This is a genomic window from Balneolaceae bacterium (assembly GCA_034521495.1).
Taxonomy (GTDB): Bacteria; Bacteroidota; Rhodothermia; order Balneolales; family Balneolaceae; genus Rhodohalobacter.
Genome location: JAXHMK010000009.1, coordinates 807,690 through 827,925, shown reverse-complemented (window position 1 = coordinate 827,925; position 20,236 = coordinate 807,690). Strand labels below are relative to the sequence as shown.

The window sequence follows — 20,236 nt, the reverse complement described above, 5'->3', positions numbered from 1 at the left end:
TAAAACATGAGTAAAACGTACGAATACGTTCCGGAGCCCGCTCTCGTGAAGGGCAACCATGATTTTAAGGATATAACCGCAATGATTACGGATATCAATATCCGTCCCACCCCACAGGGTTGGTATATTGCGTTCGGTATTGCCAATTTACTCTTATTAGTACTGCTTGGATCCATTGGATACCTGGTTTGGGAAGGTACCGGAATCTGGGGGCTGAACTCTCCCGTTGGATGGGGTTGGGCAATTATAAACTTTGTATGGTGGGTTGGTATAGGTCACGCCGGAACGCTTATTTCAGCTATTCTTTTCCTGTTTCGTCAGGGCTGGAGAACAGCAATTAACCGTTTTGCAGAGGCCATGACCATTTTTGCCGTGATGTGTGCGGGCGTTTTTCCGGCCATCCACGTAGGTCGTATATGGGTTGTTTACTGGATGTTTCCACTCCCCAATCAGATGTTGATGTGGCCGAATTTTAATAGTCCACTGCTTTGGGATGTTTTTGCTGTATCCACTTACTTCACGGTATCCTTATTATTCTGGTATGTAGGACTTGTACCCGACCTGGCTACCGTACGAGACAGAATTAAAAGCAAAATCGGAAAAGTAGTTTACGGAACTTTCGCACTCGGCTGGAGAGGAAGTAACCGGCACTGGTGGAATTATGAAAAAGCCTACATGATTTTGGCCGGCCTTGCCACTCCGCTTGTACTTTCTGTACACACTATTGTATCGTTCGACTTTGCCGTTTCGATCATTCCGGGTTGGCACACCACAATTTTTCCACCCTATTTCGTGGCCGGAGCTGTTTTTTCAGGTTTTGCAATGGTATTGTCGCTGATGATTATCTGCCGGAAAATTTATGGGCTTGAAGATATTATGACCATCGACCATATGGAAAAAATGAATATGATTGTACTTGTAACCGGTACGATGGTTGGTTTTGCATACGTCATGGAGCAATTTATGGCATGGTACAGCGGTGTTGAATATGAAAAAGCAATTTTCATGCTACGGGCTGCCGGGCCCTACGCCTGGGCATACTGGATTATGTTTGCCTGCAATGTATTTTCTCCCCAGTTTTTCTGGTCTAAAAAATTACGACGAAACGTTACATTTACATTCATTATTTCAATTGTTGTTAACATCGGAATGTGGTTTGAGCGATTTGTAATTACAGTATCATCGCTTTCAACAGACTTTTTGCCTTCATCATGGGGCTACTACTCTCCCACCATTTGGGATATGGCCACATACATCGGCACATTTGGCTTGTTCTTTACCTTTTTCCTTCTCTTCCTGCGATTCCTCCCTATGGTAGCAGTCGCTGAATTGAAGGGTGTATTGCCGCAAGCCGATCCGCACAATTATGATGAAGATGGCGAATTTGTACCATCAAAAGTTGAAGTACCTGAACCCTATAAAAATCAGACGAATCAATAAAAGTCATGAAGAAAGAAGATTCAGAAAAGGCTGTTTACGGTATTCTTGCTGAGTTCAGGAATCCAAAAGAATTAACAGATGCCTCTAAAGCAATTGTGGAAAGCGGGTATCGACATTTCGACACTTTTAGCCCGTTTCCAATACATGGCATTGATAAAGCAATGAATCTGAAGAAATCCAAACTTGGATGGATTGTTGCCGGGCATGGCCTCTTGGGTTTAGCAGGTGCCTTTGCTATGATCTATTTTATGATGACTGTAGATTACCCGATGAATATTAGTGGTAAAACTTTTTTCAATATTCCGGCCTGGGTACCTGTCATGTTTGAATTAACAGTACTTTTGTCCGCCTTTGGTGCCGTATTTGGAATGTTCTTTTTAAACGGACTCCCGAAACTCAATCATCCGCTCTTTAGCTCAGATAATTTCAAAAAAGCTACTGACGACGGATTTTTTGTGTGCATCGAATCCAATGATCCTCAATTCGAGGAAGAGAAAGTAGCCAGATTTTTAAAAGATAGCGGTGCCACCAACATCGAAACCATTTACGACGATTAGTTTCTCAACTATGAAATTATCGAAAACAAATATTAGTGTTTTACTCCTAACCGGCCTTTTTATGCTATCGTGCCGGGGACAGATTTCTGAAAAACCACCCGTTCACCCAAATCTGAATATGGATTTCCAGAATCGGTTCAATGCCCAGGAAACAAACTCCTTCTTTGAAAACAATATGGCTATGAGAGCACCTGTTGAAGGAACTATTGCACGAGGTAAGCTCAAACAAAATGATGCTTATTATGAAGGACTTGATGAAAACGGTAACCTGGTTGAAGAGATTCCGGTTGAAGTAACCAAAGAGTTTATCTATCGGGGAAAAGAACGATATGATATTTATTGCAGCGTTTGCCATGGTGGAGTTGGTGACGGACGCGGTGTAATTATGACTGGTCAGTATGGTTATGTACCAGCTCCGTCATTCCACACAGATAACATCCGCCAAATGCCGGATGGACACTTCTACTCAGCCATTACGAACGGTATTAGAAATATGCCTTCGTACGCAACACAAATAAAAGTGGAAGATCGGTGGGCAATTGTTTCCTACATTCGTGCGCTACAGCGAAGTCAGAATGTTCCCGAATCGGAAATGGAACAGTATGATGTAGATTTGGCTCAGATACAAGCCGAATACCAGGCTGAACAGGAACAGCTGGCCGCGCTTGAAGAAGAACGGGCAGCAGCAAGTGGTAAAGAAGAAATATCGGCTGCAAGAGGCGAACAACTTTATGCACAAAATGCTTGCCAAACTTGCCACTCGCTTGACGGAAGTCGTTTAGTGGGGCCGTCTTTCCAGGGATTATTTGGTAGACAAAGAACATTTACCGATGGATCAACCAGAGTGGCAGACGAAGCATACATCACTCAATCTATAAGAGAACCAGGTTCGCAAGTTGTTGAAGGTTACCAAAATGCGATGGTTCCATACGATTATCTGAGTGAAGGTGAAGTACAGTCACTTATTGAATTTATAAAATCAGTATCTGAGGAATAATTTAGATCAAAAATAATTTTAGAATAAATGGCTTCAACAAGTCCAAAAATTACTGATTCACTCCAATTTCCCGAAAATCTGGATGTAACAAAAACATTCTATGGTTTCGGTGCAGTGGGCTTAATTGCCAGTGGTGTGGGATATTTTCTAAATGCTGAACAGTTTTTCTTCTCATATCTCACCAGTTTTGCCTTTTTTACGAGTATAGCATTAGCATCCCTTATACTGTTGATGATTCATCACATCACCCAATCATCCTGGGGAGTTGTGATTCGCAGAATTCCTGAAGCATTTGCTTCCAACATCTGGATCTGGTCCATTTTTATCATTCCAATTTTGCTGGGAATGCATACACTATACCACTGGACGCATGCTGATGCCGTAGCGGGCGACCCCATTTTAACGGGTAAGACAGCGTACCTGAATACCTCGTTTTTTGTGATACGACAAATTATCTACTTTGCCATCTGGGGTTACTTAGGATACAGACTGCATAAAGTATCCGTACAGATGGACAGAACAAACGATTGGGGGCTCATGGAGCTTCTCAAGAAACTTAGTGCACCGGGAATCTTAATTTTTGCTTTAACCGTGGCATTTGCAAGTTTTGACTGGTTGATGTCACTCGATCCTCATTGGTTTTCAACCATGTTTGGAGTCTACTTTTTTGCAATGAGTTTCCAGGCTCTCTTCCCTATTTTAATACTGTTGATCTTTTGGCTGCACCGCAAAGGAATTCTCGAAAATACAATACAGAAATCACATGTTTACGATCTTGGAGCCTGGTTCTTCGGATTTACCATTTTCTACGCATATATAGCATTCAGCCAATTCTTACTGATCTATTATGCAAATATTCCGGAAGAAACATTGTGGTTTTATCACAGGCTGGAAGGAAGCTGGGCATACATCAGTTACTCATTGATTATTTGCCGCTTTGCCATTCCATTTATTGTTCTTCTAAACCGCGATACGAAACACAATCACAAAGTATTGACATTTGTATCCATCCTGGTGATAGCGATGCATATTATTGAACTTTACTGGATTGTAATGCCAACGTTACACCACCACGGAGTTGCCGTTAGCTGGCTCGATTTTGCTACGCTGATCGGTCTTGGAGGAATTTTTATGGGGCTCTTTTTCCAGCGCCTCAAAAAACACAATTTGGTACCTGTGAATGATCCGAAACTTCAGGATTCACTGCACAAAACCTATCACCAATAATTACCATTTGTAACTTTACCTCTATGAGTAAGAAGCAAAAAAAATTTACTGATGAAGAAAAAAACAGCATTGCATTAAAGGCTGTATCCGGTGGTGATGAGGCTGTAAAAGAACTTTCTGAAAAACATAAAATCTCTGAAGAGGAGATTAGGAACTGGATACGCGAAACAGGTGTTAAGCCCGTTAAAGAGAAGGAAGAAGAAGTCTCTTTAGACGCATCCGATGATTTCATTGCATCTGTAAACTTTGGAGCCAATTTTGATAACCTCAATTACAAACGATTGATATTTTGGAGCATTTTTGGAGTAGCAGTGATTTTGATTTTTGTGCAGTCTATAATTTTTATTCATGACTATACAACATCATCGACAGTGCAACTTCGGTCGGAGCAAAGTCAGTTTTACAATATTGACGAATTAAAGCAGAACGACCAGGAGACATTGAATTCTTTTGGTATTGTAGATGCCGAATCAGGCATTTACAGAATACCCATAGACAGTGCAATTACAGAAATTGCAAATGAATAGAGTTTAATATTGAAGATGAAACACCTGGCACTGAGCATACTAACGTTCGTTTCAGTGTTTTTTCTTTTTGATAGTTCACATGCGCAATTAAATAAGAGCAAACCTGCCATTCTCGAAGAGATTGGCGTAGATGAAAATCTTGGAGAACCAATTCCATTAGATCTCCGGTTTGTAAACTCTGAAGGTGATTCGGTTCGTATTGGCGATCTTATTGAGGAGGAAAAACCTGTATTGTTAAATCCTCTGTATTACGAGTGCCCTATACTTTGCGGAGTTGTGCTTGATGCAGTTTTTGAAGTCGTTGATGAACTTCAATGGACACCCGGCACCGACTACACAATTATTTCATTTAGTATTGATCCTGATGAAACACCAGCCATCGCCGCTGAATCTAAAAGAAACTATTTAGGCGATTTGAACAGACCCGGTGCGGAAGAAGGCTGGCACTTTTTAACAGGACCTCAAGAATCTATAGATAAACTAACGGAAGCGATCGGCTTTCGCTACAAATACGACGAAACAAAAGACCAATATTACCATCTTGCAAGTATCATGCTTCTCAGCCCTAAAGGCGAGATTGCCCGGTATCTTTACGGTGCAAATTTCAGTGAATTCAATCTGCGAAATGCACTCTACGAAGCGGCCGACGGAAAAATCGGCTCTGCAGTCGACAAAGTGGTTTTATACTGTTTCTCGTACGATCCGGATTCCAACAGTTATGTACCCGTTGCACTTAACATTATGAAGCTCGGTGGCTTGGCTACCGTCATTATTCTGGGTATATTTCTGGGCGTTTTCTGGAAGCGCGAGCGGAACTCTTCCCAACCACCAAAAATTGAAATTGATCGATGAATAGCCTTAGTGATTTTATGCTCCCCCCTGCTAAAAGTACACTGGCGGGACAAACGGATGCACTATTCAACTTTATTAATGTAACAAGCCTTGTTTTCCTCATCGGTATTACCTTTGCAATTATATATTTTGCATGGAAATACAGACGCCGATCTGAAAATGACGTTACACCGGTTATCACCCACAATAGCAAGCTCGAAATTACCTGGTCGATAATTCCACTCATTTTAGTAACCATTGTATTTACATGGGGATTTACAGGTTATATGAATAAAGCCACTGCTCCTGATAACTCCTATGAAGTTCGTGTGGTAGGAAAAAGCTGGCTCTGGGAATTCCACTATCCAAATGGATATGTAAGTGTTGGTGAACTGCACGTGCCTGAAGACAGACCTGTAAAACTTGTAATGAGTTCCACCGATGTAATTCACTCGCTTTATATTCCTGATTACCGGGTAAAACACGATGTACTTCCCAATCGATACACATCTCTTTGGTTTGAAGCAACTGATACGGGCGAGTCCGTAATATTTTGTACCGAGTACTGCGGATCGGCTCACTCGAATATGATGGCCACAGCGATCGTACACACCCAAGAAGATTTTGAAACCTGGCTTGAAACAGCGGGATCTGCTGATGACAACCTCAGTCCTGTTGAACTGGGTGAACAGTTAACCACACGAAACGCTTGCACGACATGTCATTCACTTGACGGAACAGTATTGCAAGGCCCCTCCTTCCAGGGATTGTTTGGGTCTGATGCCCCACTTGAAAGTGGCGAAACAGTAACAGTTGATGAAAATTACATTCGCGAAAGTATTTTAGAACCCCAGGCAAAAATTCATGAAGGCTTTCAACCTGTTATGCCTTCCTTTGCCGGTACTCTGGACGATGACCAGATCAATGCAATTATAGAGTATATCAAAACCATAGAATAAGCAGCACATGGCTACCACAGAAGAAACACCAACTCGTAAAATTCAGGTTAAACGGTTCAAGCCGGAAGAGTATCCTGAAAAGCATTATTTAAACCAGGAAAAAGGACTCTGGGCATGGCTCACTACGGTTGATCACAAGAAGATCGGCCTGATGTATCTCATGTCCGTTGCTTTCTTTTTCTTTATTGGCGGAGTTCTCGCCCTTCTTTTAAGAACGGAACTTCTTACACCTGCCAGAAATTTCATGACGGCCGATATTTATAACCAGGTATTTACCCTGCACGGTGCAATCATGATTTTCTTTTTCTTGATTCCGTCGGTTCCGGCGGCTTTGGGTAACTTTGTTTTACCTCTTCAATTAGGTGCTAAGGATGTAGCCTTCCCCCGCTTAAATCTCGCCAGTTTTTACATTTACGTGATCGGAGCTCTTTTTACTATTACAGCGATTTTTACAGGCGGTGTTGATACCGGATGGACATTTTACACACCCTACAGTTCAACAACGGGCGGCAGTGTGGCTATGATGACACTCGGAGTCTTTATTCTTGGATTCTCATCCATATTAACCGGCCTTAATTTTATCACAACAATTCACAAATTGCGATCACCCGGTATTACATGGGATAAACTTCCTCTTAATCTTTGGGCATTATATGCAACCAGTTTAATCCAGATTCTTGCAACCCCTGTACTTGCCATTACCCTTCTTCTTCTTACGATGGAGAGAGTTCTTGGAATTGGAATTTTTGATCCGGCACTTGGTGGAGACCCGGTTTTATATCAACACTTCTTCTGGTTTTACTCCCACCCCGCGGTCTATATAATGATTGTACCGGGTTTTGGAATTGTTTCAGAAGTGATCTCCACATTCTCCAAAAAAGTGATTTTTGGATACTGGGCAATTGCGCTTTCATCATTGGCTATTGCCTTTATTGGTTTCCTGGTTTGGGGGCATCACATGTTTACAGCCGGTCAATCTTCCCTGGCCAATATGGTCTTCTCATTCCTTACATTTCTCGTGGGTATACCAACCGGCATTAAAATATTTAACTGGCTGGCAACGATGTACAAGGGGTCAATAGATGTTAAAACCCCTATGCTCTATATTATGATCTTCCTGTTTCTCTTCTCGATTGGTGGTTTTACAGGAATCATGCTCGGTGCACTTTCCGTCGATATTCACCTCCACGATACGTACTATGTTGTCGCTCACTTCCATTATGTAATGATGGGCGGTATGGTGATGGCGTTCCTCGGAGGATTACACTACTGGTGGCCAAAAATGTTTGGAAAAATGTACAGTGAATTCTGGGGTAAAATAGTAGCTGCTATCATTTTTGTCGGATTTAACATGACATTCCTGCCTCAATTTATCATGGGGTCTCAGGGAATGCCGCGGCGGTATTTCAACTACATCGATCAATTCCAACCCTTCCATCAATTCTCCACGATGGGAGCTTATGTAATGGGAGTTGGTTTTTTGATTATGGCTGCTTACTTGTTGCACTCACTTCTCAGGGGAGAAAAAGCGCCATCAAATCCCTGGAATAGTCGGGCATTAGAATGGCAGGCATCATCTCCTCCAGATCTTCATAATTTCGAACATACCCCTGTAATTATTAACGGACCTTACGACTATCACAAACCGATGTCGGAATTTCAACTGGGAATTGCTACATCACACAACGGGCACGGCCACCACGCAGAAGAGCATGTGGACGTTGCTGAAACCGAAAAAGAAAAAGCATAAACGAAAAATATCATGGCTGGAACTTCTGCAGCAGCTGAAGAACGACTTGATCATCTTCAGCACCATTTTATCGACTCCGATCAACAATTTGATTCCGCTAAACTTGGCATGTGGATCTTCCTGGTAACGGAGATCCTTTTCTTCGGCGGACTTTTCTGTGCCTACATTGTTTACAGAGCCTGGTATCCCGACCTATATGTTCAGGCTTCCGAAGAGTTAAACACACTTTGGGGGGCTGTTAACACCGCAGTTCTGATTGGAAGTTCACTTACTGTTGCCATGGCAATTCGCTCAGCACAGTTGAATCAGATCAAAGGTTTGATTTATAACCTGTATATAACCATTGCACTCGCTTTGGTTTTTATGGTGATTAAATTCTTCGAATACAGTCATAAATTCCATCTCGGCATATATCCAGGCGAATATTATACATATGAAGGGATTGCACACGAAAAAGCCAATATTTTCTTTAGCATCTATTACATGATGACCGGAGTTCACGGCCTTCACGTAACCATTGGAATTGGCCTGATGATCTGGCTGGTTGTTAAAGCCAAAAAAGGAGTTTTTCACAGTGGTTATTATACACCGGTAGAAATTACGGGACTTTACTGGCACCTTGTGGATATCATCTGGATCTTCCTGTTTCCACTCTTATACTTAATTGACTAACTGAAAAACTATATTTGATTATGTCCGGACACGACCATCACATATCATCAGCCAAATTTTTATGGGGAATCGGTATTGCCCTCTTTATCCTGACAGTTATAACCGTTGCCGTAACCTACATTCATTTCCCAGCACCATGGAATATTGTAGTAGCAATATCAATTGCTGTTGTGAAAGCAACTCTGGTAGCTGCCTTTTTTATGAATCTTTACTGGGATAGCAAATTCAACGGGATGCTGCTGATCATGTCGATCATATTCTTTATGTTATTGATTGGCATTACACTCCTGGATACGATGTACAGAACAGATCCGATTCCATCATTCTAACAATGCTCGCGCTCAAGGCTCTCCACCGGGGCTGGGTTGATCTTATATAGATTAATAATTTTCAGAAAAGCCGGTTTCAAATGAAACTGGCTTTTTTTGTTTATTACCGTAAATAAATTCAAGAGTAAGTTTTTGTATTTTGTTTGATGAATTAAAAAACACTTAAATAGCTATGCCTGATATCAAACCTACTGTTTTTGGGAATTTTGAACTCTATCCCATTGAAGCCGGACGATTTATGTTAGACGGTGGCGCCATGTTCGGCGTTGTTCCCAAAACACTCTGGAGTAAACAAATTCCGGCCGATGAAAAAAATCGTATTCCAATGGGAATGCGGTGCCTGCTCATCAAATCAAAAGAAACGGAAAAAATTTATCTTGTTGATAACGGCAGCGGGGATAAATTCAGCGATAAAATGTCTTCTATATACGGGCTGGATTACGACCACAGCGATCTTCTCTCATCCCTTGAAAAGTGCGGAGTGACCCCGATTGATATTACCGATATGGTTTTTACACATCTTCATTTCGATCACTGCGGAGGAACCACTTCGTATAACCAGAGCGGTGAAATTGAGGAGAGATTTCCGAATGCAACCTATCATATAAACAAACGGCATTGGCAAACCGCCACAAATCCAAATGCACGAGAAAAAGCAAGTTTCTTTTCAGAGAATATTGATCCTATTAAAAAAAGCGGGCGCCTGAATCTTGTGGATGATCATCACAAATTTGAACGCGGATTTGAAACTCTCCCGATGGACGGCCACACCACGGGTCAGCAACTACCGGTTTTAAGTGATGGCGAAACAACCATGATCTATGCAGCCGACTTGATTCCCACATTCGCTCACCTCCCGCTTCCCTGGGTGATGGGATACGATATGAAACCCATTCAAACGCTGAAGGAGAAAGAGTCGTTTCTGAATCAGGCTGTAGATGAGAATTGGTACCTGTTTTTAGAACATGATGCCACGCATGAAGTAATTACAGTCCAAAAAGAAAACGGGAAATTTTTGTTAAAGGATACTCTATCACTTGCCGATCTCTCATAAAATCGCATCTTTCCCGTTAGTGACGTGAAGTTAACTTCAATCCCCAAATAATCTGTGCAAATCATGCACAATCAAAATCAAACAGAATTCAAGGCGCGTGAGGTGGTATCCCTTCTTCGGAAGTATCACCGAAAACTTAGCACCAAAAAACGACTAACCCAGATTGCCGTTTTTGCTGCATCTTTATTGGGTGCTCTGTCGATCCTGATTTTGTTTGAAAGTAATTTTTATCTGTCTGCTTTTGTAAAATCTATTCTGTTTTTGGTTTTCATTGCAGGCTCTTCGATTGCTGTGTACAGTCTGTCAAAATTAATGAAGACGGTACCGTTCAAACCATTTATTGAAGATTTTTTTCATACTTATGACCGAGACGAAGTATTAAGCGCCATTGACATGTATCTCGATGAAAAACAGAAAAAATCGAGATTTTACAATGCGGCTATTAATGCCAATTTGAAAGATGTTAAAACGGCAAACTTGCAATCCGAACTGGACGATTATGTCAGCCAGTCACGGCATCATAAATACTCTCAGATCAGTTTACTCGCTGGTGGAGTCGCGTCCGTTTTTGCAGTGATTATTGCTCTTTCACTGCCATCTGAAAGTGTTCGGACTCTCCATTTCTGGAATGGTTATGAGCAGCCGAATCCCTTTACATTTACTATCACTCCTGCAGATACAACCATCGAACACGGCTCCGAAGCTGCTGTATCAATTCAGTACCAAAACGGAAATTTACCCCATGAATCGGTTCTTGAATTTAAAACAGATGTTGAAGAAAATTATCGTCAGAGACAGATGCAACAAATGGAGAATGGGTTGTTTCGGTCATCCGAAATTGAACTTACAAACGATATTTCCTACCGCGTAATTATGGATGATTTTGAGAGTGAGCAGTACAGAATAGATGTACAGCTTCAACCTCGTTTCGATCATCTTGTCGCTTCAGTGACGCCTCCCTCCTACACCGGATTACCTGATTCTGAATATGAATATCCATTTTCTGAAATCAATCTTTATCCCGGGTCAGATGTACACTTTCAGGGGGTCACAAATAAGCCTGTTCAGTTTATCAAAATGAATTCAGTGAATGATACATTAGATTTACAACGAGCGGATACTGTTGACAACCAATTTTCAGTCTCCATCAAACCGGATGAAACCGATACGTTGACCTTTGCAATGACCGATGAGGAGGGACTTCAAAACAGAAATCCATTTCGAACAATTTTAAACGTACAGCAGGATCAATACCCTGTCATTGTTATCCAGGAACCGACGGGGACTGTAATGAAAACAGATCCTGCCGAGCTGGAAATTATCTTCCAGGCTACGGATGATTTTGGTTTATCGCGGGCAGATCTGACCTGGAGTTATCAGCAGGCGTTTACAGAAGAACCTCAAACAGGATCACTCCGGCTCTCTAAACCATCAAACGGGAAAGTGACCCGGTATCAATGGGATCTGGAACAGTTTGATCTGAAGCCTCGCGATCAACTGACATTTAGCATTCAAGTGTGGGATAACGATCAGATTGAAGGAGCAAAAATGAGTGAATCATCTGAAGTGATTATACAGATACCCTCTCTTACAGAATATTTTGATGAACTGGATGAACAGGAAAAGAATGTTCAAAATGAACTGGAGGATGTTTCCCGTGAGTTTGAGAATATGGAGAACCAGTACCAGGAATTTTTGGACAAGTTGCGGCAAAACCCCGAGGGTGGATTTGAAGAGCAACAGATGCTGGAAGAAGTTCAGGAGAGGCAAAAACAGATTGACGAAACTGTAAAAAATCTGAATGAGAAATTCCGGGAACTGCGAAACGAAATGGAACAAAGCAACCAGGTATCTGATGAAACTCAACAGGCGTACAGGGAGCTTCAACAATTGATGGAAGAATTGGATGACCCCGCCCTGCAGGAAGCAATGGAGGAGTTGCAGAAGGCGATGGAAAATCTCTCTCCTGAAGAGCTGGAGCAAGCCCTGGAGGATGTAGAATTCAATGAAAATTTATATCAGGAGCGACTAAAACGTACAGTTGAGCTGTTTAAACGCCTGAAGATGAACAGTGACCTGGATAAACTGGCCCGGCAGTATGAGGATATGGCCCAACGCATGCAGCCAAGAGAGGATAGTTCCATTGAACAACTTCAAAACGAGATGGAGACTGTTGAAGAGGATATGGAATCGGTCGAAGAACAACTGGAACAACTGGACAGCAATCCGCCTGATAATGCCAAAGAACGGCTGCAAGAGCTGAAGAAAAGCTCACAACAACAACTGGACTCTACAAGGCAGGATATGAAAAAACTGCGGGAACAGAGTGAAAGCGAAATGCAGGAGAAACAAACTTCGCCTAACGAGCAGATGCAACAACAACAGCAGCAGATCAGCGAAACTCTGCAGAAGGAATCTGAGAAATTCCGATCGTCCATTCAGCAAATGAGCGGGCAACAGATACAGGTAAATATTCTTGCCTTGCAGCGATCTCTCTATACACTTCTTGAACTTTCAAATATGGAAGAGTATTTGGCACAAACGGCAACCGATACACGCAGCCGAAGCCAGGGCTTTGTGGATCTCGCCAGAGTTCAGCAAAACGTTAACGATCAGTTTACCGCTGTGGCTGACACTCTTTTTGAAATTTCATCCGAAATCCCGGGGATTCCTAACCAGATTAACCGAAAAAAAGAGGATGTTGAACGCAAGTTAAACCGAACAATAGATGAGATGGTGGAACGGAGTCAACGTGGTTCAACTGTTGCTTCCAGGGAAGCGCTGGGCGGAATTAATGATCTGACCTCGATGATTGCTTCTTTGCTCGATCAGTTGATGAATCAGCAAGGTGGTGGGGGAGCAGGAAGCGGAATGACAATGCAGCAGATGACTCAGCAGCTGCAACAGATGTCGGGCAACCAACAGCAGCTTAATCAACAGCTCCAGGAGATGATTAATGATGTGCAGGGCGACCGGTTGTCAAGAGAGCAGTCGGAGCGATTGAACCAGATGGCAAAACAGCAAAATGAAATCCGGAAACAGCTTGAAGAACTTCAAAGAAGCGGTGCATTACAGCAGGGAGACAAGATGCTTAGTGAATTGCAACGTATGATGGAGGATATGGAAGATTCTATTAACGATATGAGAGGGGGAGTGACGGATCCTCTTATGATAGAGCGGCAGCAAAATATTTTATCCCGGATGCTGAATGCCGAGGATGCGATTCAGCAACGTGGAGAGGAAGATCAGCGCGAAGGCACGAGTGCCTCAGAATTTGAACGTATCCTGCCACCGGACATGACCCTCGAAGAGCTGCGGCAGGAGATTCGGGCGCGAATGCAAGATCCAAATTTCACCCGCTTTTCAGAAAAATACCAGAGGCTTATCGAGCAATATTTTGAACGATTGAGACGACTGGAACAGGAATCGCTACCTTGATAAAAAGAATCCCCCTTCGAAGGGGAAAGAATCAATAAAGTTGATCCAAGGGGATGACACTTGTTCATTACCGAATTTCCTGATGATGACGCAAACATCCTTGTCTTGCCTTTATTCGGACCCACCCCAACCCCCTGACATTACCCATGTAATTTCAAATATGACTAATTTAGTCTATGTAAAGTATTGGTAATGATTGACTTAAAGCTGTTAGGTATATTTTCGAAAAATATCTGTTTATCATTTTAAAAATAGATTTGCAATACGCTTTTAAAGAAGAATAATAGGTGCTTCAACATCATTCATGCTGTTTAGAGTTGATTTATTTTAGGGTCAGAACAACTCCGGCCTCGAAAGAATTGGCGGATTGAGGGAGCCTGAAGATCTGCGGAGACCTTTTATCATACCGGCTCTTAACGATGTTAACAAGCTATAAACGCGGTGGACCATTGATAAAAGGTAGCAGAGATTCAGTGACCGCCGCCAATTCTTTCACCGCCTTGAATTTTTGGTTCTTTTGTTTCAAGACAAAATGAACAAGATGAATGTTACGATTGATAGCCTATTATTATGAATGATACTCAACCTTTCCAATAAACTTTGGTAAAGATATCATCTCAAAAATTGAGATTTTATGGGTAATGTCAGCCCCAACCCCTCCCTATTTCAACAGGAATGCACTGCTGAAACAAGGAGGGGTTTTTAAGTCATTCGATAATAATCTGAAAAATTCCACTTCTTTGTTCCGTTTTTTCAGAAAAAGAAATTAAAATATTTAATTACTTTTTCTTTAAACAGATAATATTTATTGTTTATCAACAAATTTTTACCGTTTTTAGGATAAATCAATTGATAAATGTTATTTGTATGAAAACAAAATTGCAGAATGACTGGACGTTAGCTCACTTCATTTCTTACATAGCTGCAATTACTGCAGTTCTTTTAGGAATTCAACTAATAATTCAGATCTACTTATCCTCTTCATTTGGTATGGAATTCCCAGTTAAATATTCTGTTGAGAACTCTAATCAACTCGGCACTCATTTAGTAAATGGAGAAACTTACAGAATGACGCTGGTACTTGATCAGCAACAAGAAGGTCGATTGCTAATATTGGAAGCAGAGAATGGATCGGATATCCACTCACTTTTTCTAATCTTTTTAAAAATCATAGAGAGCGGTATGTTTATTTATTGCGCCTTTTTGGTTTGGCAAATATTCAGAGCTGTTGCAAGAGATCAACCTTTTTCAGAGAGCAATTATAAGAGACTCTTTATTTTAGGATGGATATTTATTCTGGCTGAACTTATTGCTTTAGGACGGGCATTTTACGTTGAATGGCTTACCTTCGATGCGTTCTCATCAGAACCATTTGAACTGATACGAACGCCGGATAATTTTTATATTTCTCTATTTATAGGAATTATGATTATTGTAATCGGTTACGTCTTTAAGGAAGGTCATCGCATTTATCAGGAACAACAATTAACGGTATAGAGATGGCTATTATCGTTAATCTTGACGTAGTGCTTGCAAAAAGAAAAATGTCTCTTACCGAACTTTCTGAGAAAGTAGACATTACGATTTCAAATCTTTCCATTCTCAAAACAGGTAAGGCCAAAGCCATACGATTTTCTACTCTGGAAGCAATTTGCGAGGCTCTCGATTGTCAGCCCGGAGACATTCTTGAATATCGAAAAGAGGTATAACTCCTGTTTATTTTTCTCTGTGAATAGTCATTCAGACTTATCCCAGCCATTAGAAAGTGACGTGCAGATTTTTTGCGGAATGGGAAAGGGTAACAGATGGGAATGGGTCAAAACACTTGATTCCATTCCCACCACCATTTACCTTCTTGTAAAACCATTCCCTATGAGCGATAAAGAAAAAAAACTTTACGAAGATATTCTTCATTTCCTTGAATATGAGAAGGAAGTTTATGGTCCGTTCACTGTTTCAGATTCCCCTCAAACAGATCAGGAAGAGGAACTGGAATTGGATTCGAACGAATCAAAAGTAGAGGAAAAAGCAGAGGAGTACACTACGCAAGAATCAACCAAGCCAAAGAGCCTGGAAGAAAAACTAAATTCATGCAGTTCGCTGGATGAACTTCGGGAACTTTGTAAAGGAGCTGATGAGCTAAAAACTGATCTTGAAAATACAAATCTTGTCTTCGGTGTTGGGAATAAAAATGCAGATTTAATGATTATTGGTGAGGCGCCGGGCCAGGAAGAGGATCGGCAGGGTGAGCCGTTTGTGGGGAAAGCAGGTCAGTTGTTAAACAAGATTTTAAAGGCGATCAAATTTGAGCGGGAGGATGTTTATATCGCTAATATTTTAAAGCACCGCCCGCCCGGAAACCGAAATCCAAATCCGGATGAACGGCTGCGAAGCCTCCCCTACCTGATGAGACAGATTGACCTGATCGATCCGAAAATTATTCTTTGTGTTGGAAAAGTATCCGGTACCACGCTTCTCAAAAAAGAAGATTCACTTCGAAATTTACGAGGACAATTTTATCCGTTTCGAAATGCTGAACTGACAGTTACCTACCACCCGGCGGCTCTTCTCAGAAATCCACAATGGAAACGACCTGCATGGGAAGACGTTCAAAATGTGAGAAAACGGTATGATGAGTTAGGTGGAAACCCCTGATCTTATGACCTGATGATTCGTAATTCCTGCCTAATGAATGGATATCTGTTCTGAACTGTTTTTATATAGTTATGGAACATGAAAAGAAAGATTTTCAAGCAAAAATTGTCACATTCACCGAGGTTTATGATCTAAGCCAAAAGATCTCCCGTCAAATCACCGACAGCTCAATCTCATTTGATGTTGTTGTGGGAATTGCCCGGGGCGGAGTAACTCCTGCACGACTTTTTTGTGATTTTTTAAATGTCGACACCCTCACTTCTCTTCAAATTCGCCATTACACCAGTGGCGCTCAGCAACTTGAGGACGTTAAAATAACAGATCCGGTCGGTGTAAATATCCGGGATAAGAATGTGCTACTGGTTGACGATGTAAACGATTCCGGTAAAACACTTTCAGCTGCTACGGATCAAATCAAATCACTTGAACCTGCCCTTTTAAAAAGTGCTGTTATACACGAGAAAGAGAACACACAAATAAAAGCTGATTTTGTTGGAGAGTACCTAAAGGAATGGAAATGGCTGATCTATCAATGGGCTGTGACGGAAGATATCCTTGAATTTTTGAATAAAGACGATATGCTGGATGTCCCTGAAGAAAAAGCACTAAATCACCTTAGGAAAAAATATAAGCTTACCATTGATCCGGATCTGTACCAACATATTCTGGAAATGAAGAATAACTATTTATAATGAAATAGAGAAAATCATGATTGATTATACACCCACCTATACCGATCAGTATCAACTGACGATGGCGCAAGTCTATTTTAATAAAGGGTTGAGAGATGAAACTGCTATATTTGATTATTTTTTTCGAAAACTGCCTTTTGACGGCGGTTATGCTATCTTCGCCGGCCTGGAAGACCTTCTAAAAGCTCTTGAAGATTTTCAATTCACAGATGAGGATATTCAATTTCTGAAGAGGAAAAACTTTGATAATAAGTTCATCGAATATCTGCAATCATTTGAGTTTAGCGGGGATATCTATGCATCAAAAGAAGGCGACCTGATTTTTCCAAACCGGCCAGTTATTAGTGTTGAAGCCCCGCTACCGGAAGCACAGATCCTGGAAACGATGGTACTCAATATTTTGAATTATCAGTCGCTCATTGCCACTAAGGCAAGTCGCATGCGGTTATCAGCCGGGGATGATAAAAAGCTGGTAGATTTTGGGCTCAGGCGGGCACCCGGACTTGGCGGATATTCAGCAAGCCGGGCGGCTATCATTGGCGGCTATGACGCAACGAGTAATGTGAGAACCGGGCGTGATTACGATATTCCCATTGCCGGAACCATGGCTCATTCATTTATCCAGCGATATGATGATGAACTTTCTGCCTTCCGCGATTTTGCTGAAGTTCGTTCTGATGATTGCGTACTACTTGTAGATACCTACGATACGCTTCAAAGCGGAGTGCCCAATGCTATAAAAGTTGGAAAAGAGATGGAAGAGCGGGGTGAAAAGATGAAAGGTATCCGTCTGGACAGCGGTGACCTCGCATGGCTTGCCAAGCGATCCCGGAAAATGCTGGACGACGCCGGACTGGATTATGTGAAAATTGCCGCATCTAACCAACTTGATGAATATGTAATCAAAAGCCTTCTGGATCAAGGCGCTCCTATTGATCTGTTTGGCGTGGGTACCAGCTTGGTAACCGGCCGTCCCGATGCAGCGCTCGATGGCGTTTATAAACTGTCTTATGCCAATTCTAAACCCCGTCTAAAACTGTCTGAGAATGTTGAAAAAATAAATCTGCCAGGGAAGAAAAAGGTGTATCGACTCATAAAAAATGGCGAGTTTTACGGTGGGGATGTAGTCGCTTTTGCTGATGAGAAGAAAGATGATATCAAAACTATGCACCATATATCCGATTCTACAAAATCAATTCGTCTTGATCAGTTTGAAAAAGAACCCTTGTTGAGTAAAGTTGTAAAAAATGGGGACCGACAAACTGAACCTAAAGATTTGAATGAAATTGCTGAATTTAGCCGTACCCAACTGGACAAACTGCCGTACGAATTTAAACGATTTGAAAATCCTCATATCTACAAAATCGGCCTCTCAAAAGCGCTAAAAGAAAAACGCGACAGACTTGTAGATCATTATAAGGAGAAAGCGGAGACAGTCATTTAAACGAAATCTTTTAACCTTTCCATCGAAAACGGATCTCCCTCCTATTTATAACAGGGATGGGTTGCTGATCAAGCAATAAAAACAGGTACAAAAATCTATAGTAACTCTTCCAATCAAGACTCTTTGAATCTGATCTCGATTCATCATTTATCAAATGTATTCATTGGAAGTGAGGCTGTTCAAAAAATCTTTAACACGTTTCGAAAACGTAAAGATTTTAGGCTAAGACCTCCAAGGTTTTAGAAACCTTGGAGGTCTATTTGATGGAAACAATAAAACCTAAATTAATAAGGTATCATTATTGATAAAAAGACTCTTTGGACAGCTTCATTTAGGGGTGGTTCAATCGGTGAATTACAACATTAAAGACCCAAAAACCCAAAGCTACTCCCCCGGCATCAAACAAAACAAATCCGCTTTATTCAATTCGTTATATTGATATAAGTAACAAACTCAAGCGAGAAGAAATCAGATGCATTATTTGTTCATCATATTCATTGGTTTATTTGCCTGGTCGGGTCTTTTTTTTGCCGATCCTTCTGCAGCAGGAATCAATTCTTCTCCGAATGATTCAACATCTTCCGATTGTTCAGAGCCCATCACCTGGAGAATTGGTTCTATTGATCAGCGTTTTGACCTGAATAAAGATGATCTGCGAAGGATCATGAAAGATGTACGGAATCTTTGGTCAGATGCAGCCAACCGTACGTTGATACAGTATAGCGACAGCGGTGAGGTGGCTATCAACCTGATCTACAGTGAAAATCAAAAGTTCACAGAGAATGAACAACAACTATCCGGGCAGATTAAGAAGATGAGGCATAACTATTTCTCCATGCGTACAAAGTATCAGAGGAGATCTGTTGAATTTCAGCGCCAACTGAAATCGTACAACCAAATCTTCTCAGAGTATGCTGAAATCGTAAATGAATACAACCTCCGGCTATCCAGGTTAACGAATTCGGGTATCGTATCACGGAATGATGATGAGAAGCTTAAAAACCTGAAAAAACAGATGGAGTTCCTTGAAAAAAAACTAAATCCTCTCGAGGAAAAGTTAAATACGGAAGAGGGAAAGCTCAACCAACTTTCTGAGAAATTAAACGCCTATGCGGATGAGGTGAATGAATTTATCTACCAATACAGGAATCGTTTTGGACAGGTCAGAACATTTCACCAGGGTATCTACATCAATGTAGGCAATCAGAAAAAAATTAATATCTACCAGTTCGAAAATCTCAATAAGTTACGATTGGTACTTGCTCATGAATTTGGGCATGCTCTCGGCTTGAACCATACCGATAATCCCGCATCCATTATGAACTATAATATGCAGTTCCAACTCGATGAGAGCCTTAAACTATCCGATGATGACAGAGATGCGATTCAAAACAGATGCCACCCACTAATAGAGTAGATAACGATCAGCCCGAGAATAAAAAAACCCACGTCCCGGTGAAGTACACGCATGTAATAGTGAATGCTTTTCTTTCTGTTGTTATTGTTGGTAGCCATTTTTTCTTATCTAAGTGTTATATGTTTTTTGTTTAGACGAGACAGTTTGATAACCGTTTGAAAACTTAGATTTAGTCTTCATTCAAAGAGTTTTCTCTACTTATTTTTTAGAAATGAAAGTCCATAAAAGCAGGAACGTTGATCATCTT

18 protein-coding genes are annotated in these 20,236 nt (G+C 41.3%); all 18 read left to right on the top strand.

The features are described from left to right. Positions 1-6: 6 nt before the first annotated feature. The 18 genes from nrfD to U5K72_08570 all read left to right on the top strand — a co-directional run bounded on the left by nrfD (position 7) and on the right by U5K72_08570 (position 19,989). Positions 7-1,440, top strand: coding sequence for an NrfD/PsrC family molybdoenzyme membrane anchor subunit (nrfD, locus tag U5K72_08655; protein ID MDZ7718871.1), 1,434 nt, complete (start codon positions 7-9; stop codon positions 1,438-1,440). Positions 1,441-1,445: 5 nt separating this feature from the next. Beyond that, positions 1,446-1,997 carry a DUF3341 domain-containing protein gene (locus U5K72_08650; protein ID MDZ7718870.1) on the top strand — a complete coding sequence of 184 codons (552 nt, stop codon included), beginning with the start codon at positions 1,446-1,448 and terminating at the stop codon, positions 1,995-1,997. A gap of 10 nt (positions 1,998-2,007) precedes the next feature. Continuing rightward, positions 2,008-2,994, top strand: coding sequence for a c-type cytochrome (locus tag U5K72_08645; GenBank protein MDZ7718869.1), 987 nt, complete (start codon positions 2,008-2,010; stop codon positions 2,992-2,994). Between the two features lie 27 nt (positions 2,995-3,021). Further along, on the top strand, positions 3,022-4,221 hold the full coding sequence (locus U5K72_08640) for a hypothetical protein (protein MDZ7718868.1): 1,200 nt from the start codon (positions 3,022-3,024) through the stop codon (positions 4,219-4,221). 23 nt (positions 4,222-4,244) lie between these two features. Further along, positions 4,245-4,748 (top strand): transposase, encoded by a 504-nt coding sequence (locus U5K72_08635; GenBank protein ID MDZ7718867.1) that lies wholly within the window; start codon positions 4,245-4,247, stop codon positions 4,746-4,748. A 15-nt stretch (positions 4,749-4,763) separates the two neighbouring features. Next, the gene (locus U5K72_08630; protein ID MDZ7718866.1) at positions 4,764-5,600 is read left to right on the top strand and encodes an SCO family protein; all 837 of its coding nucleotides are present in this window, start codon (positions 4,764-4,766) and stop codon (positions 5,598-5,600) included. Then, positions 5,597-6,538, top strand: coding sequence for a cytochrome c oxidase subunit II (coxB, locus tag U5K72_08625; protein ID MDZ7718865.1), 942 nt, complete (start codon positions 5,597-5,599; stop codon positions 6,536-6,538). Before U5K72_08630 ends, coxB begins: the two co-directional genes overlap by 4 nt. A gap of 7 nt (positions 6,539-6,545) precedes the next feature. Next, positions 6,546-8,288: a cytochrome c oxidase subunit I gene (gene ctaD, locus U5K72_08620; GenBank protein ID MDZ7718864.1), complete on the top strand. Its 1,743-nt coding sequence runs from the start codon at positions 6,546-6,548 to the stop codon at positions 8,286-8,288. A gap of 12 nt (positions 8,289-8,300) precedes the next feature. Then, positions 8,301-8,960 (top strand): cytochrome c oxidase subunit 3 family protein, encoded by a 660-nt coding sequence (locus U5K72_08615; GenBank protein ID MDZ7718863.1) that lies wholly within the window; start codon positions 8,301-8,303, stop codon positions 8,958-8,960. 20 nt (positions 8,961-8,980) lie between these two features. Further along, on the top strand, positions 8,981-9,289 hold the full coding sequence (locus U5K72_08610) for a cytochrome C oxidase subunit IV family protein (GenBank protein MDZ7718862.1): 309 nt from the start codon (positions 8,981-8,983) through the stop codon (positions 9,287-9,289). 172 nt (positions 9,290-9,461) lie between these two features. After that, positions 9,462-10,343: an MBL fold metallo-hydrolase gene (locus U5K72_08605; GenBank protein ID MDZ7718861.1), complete on the top strand. Its 882-nt coding sequence runs from the start codon at positions 9,462-9,464 to the stop codon at positions 10,341-10,343. 63 nt (positions 10,344-10,406) lie between these two features. After that, positions 10,407-13,781 (top strand): DUF4175 family protein, encoded by a 3,375-nt coding sequence (locus U5K72_08600; protein MDZ7718860.1) that lies wholly within the window; start codon positions 10,407-10,409, stop codon positions 13,779-13,781. 867 nt (positions 13,782-14,648) lie between these two features. Then, positions 14,649-15,278 (top strand): DUF2975 domain-containing protein, encoded by a 630-nt coding sequence (locus U5K72_08595; GenBank protein MDZ7718859.1) that lies wholly within the window; start codon positions 14,649-14,651, stop codon positions 15,276-15,278. 2 nt (positions 15,279-15,280) lie between these two features. Continuing rightward, entirely contained in the window at positions 15,281-15,490 is a 210-nt protein-coding gene (locus tag U5K72_08590; GenBank protein MDZ7718858.1) for a helix-turn-helix transcriptional regulator, read from the top strand. Positions 15,491-15,653: 163 nt separating this feature from the next. Next, entirely contained in the window at positions 15,654-16,436 is a 783-nt protein-coding gene (locus U5K72_08585; protein ID MDZ7718857.1) for a uracil-DNA glycosylase, read from the top strand. A 71-nt stretch (positions 16,437-16,507) separates the two neighbouring features. After that, a complete protein-coding gene (locus U5K72_08580) occupies positions 16,508-17,128 on the top strand; it encodes a phosphoribosyltransferase (protein ID MDZ7718856.1) in 621 nt (206 codons plus the stop codon). A gap of 16 nt (positions 17,129-17,144) precedes the next feature. Next, on the top strand, positions 17,145-18,572 hold the full coding sequence (locus tag U5K72_08575) for a nicotinate phosphoribosyltransferase (protein ID MDZ7718855.1): 1,428 nt from the start codon (positions 17,145-17,147) through the stop codon (positions 18,570-18,572). A gap of 472 nt (positions 18,573-19,044) precedes the next feature. Then, entirely contained in the window at positions 19,045-19,989 is a 945-nt protein-coding gene (locus U5K72_08570; protein ID MDZ7718854.1) for a matrixin family metalloprotease, read from the top strand. Positions 19,990-20,236 lie beyond the last annotated feature (247 nt).

Excerpts from the sequence above, each read along its gene's own strand:
- ctaD (MDZ7718864.1), top strand. The coding sequence starts at position 6,546 with ATGGCTACCACAGAAGAAACACCAACTCGTAAAATTCAGGTTAAACGG.
- U5K72_08600 (MDZ7718860.1), top strand. The coding sequence starts at position 10,407 with ATGCACAATCAAAATCAAACAGAATTCAAGGCGCGTGAGGTGGTATCC.
- coxB (MDZ7718865.1), top strand. The coding sequence starts at position 5,597 with ATGAATAGCCTTAGTGATTTTATGCTCCCCCCTGCTAAAAGTACACTG.
- U5K72_08580 (MDZ7718856.1), top strand. The coding sequence starts at position 16,508 with ATGGAACATGAAAAGAAAGATTTTCAAGCAAAAATTGTCACATTCACC.
- U5K72_08610 (MDZ7718862.1), top strand. The coding sequence starts at position 8,981 with ATGTCCGGACACGACCATCACATATCATCAGCCAAATTTTTATGGGGA.
- U5K72_08645 (MDZ7718869.1), top strand. The coding sequence starts at position 2,008 with ATGAAATTATCGAAAACAAATATTAGTGTTTTACTCCTAACCGGCCTT.
- U5K72_08590 (MDZ7718858.1), top strand. The coding sequence starts at position 15,281 with ATGGCTATTATCGTTAATCTTGACGTAGTGCTTGCAAAAAGAAAAATG.
- U5K72_08650 (MDZ7718870.1), top strand. The coding sequence starts at position 1,446 with ATGAAGAAAGAAGATTCAGAAAAGGCTGTTTACGGTATTCTTGCTGAG.
- U5K72_08630 (MDZ7718866.1), top strand. The coding sequence starts at position 4,764 with ATGAAACACCTGGCACTGAGCATACTAACGTTCGTTTCAGTGTTTTTT.
- U5K72_08575 (MDZ7718855.1), top strand. The coding sequence starts at position 17,145 with ATGATTGATTATACACCCACCTATACCGATCAGTATCAACTGACGATG.
- U5K72_08640 (MDZ7718868.1), top strand. The coding sequence starts at position 3,022 with ATGGCTTCAACAAGTCCAAAAATTACTGATTCACTCCAATTTCCCGAA.
- U5K72_08635 (MDZ7718867.1), top strand. The coding sequence starts at position 4,245 with ATGAGTAAGAAGCAAAAAAAATTTACTGATGAAGAAAAAAACAGCATT.
- U5K72_08595 (MDZ7718859.1), top strand. The coding sequence starts at position 14,649 with ATGAAAACAAAATTGCAGAATGACTGGACGTTAGCTCACTTCATTTCT.
- nrfD (MDZ7718871.1), top strand. The coding sequence starts at position 7 with ATGAGTAAAACGTACGAATACGTTCCGGAGCCCGCTCTCGTGAAGGGC.
- U5K72_08585 (MDZ7718857.1), top strand. The coding sequence starts at position 15,654 with ATGAGCGATAAAGAAAAAAAACTTTACGAAGATATTCTTCATTTCCTT.
- U5K72_08570 (MDZ7718854.1), top strand. The coding sequence starts at position 19,045 with ATGCATTATTTGTTCATCATATTCATTGGTTTATTTGCCTGGTCGGGT.
- U5K72_08615 (MDZ7718863.1), top strand. The coding sequence starts at position 8,301 with ATGGCTGGAACTTCTGCAGCAGCTGAAGAACGACTTGATCATCTTCAG.
- U5K72_08605 (MDZ7718861.1), top strand. The coding sequence starts at position 9,462 with ATGCCTGATATCAAACCTACTGTTTTTGGGAATTTTGAACTCTATCCC.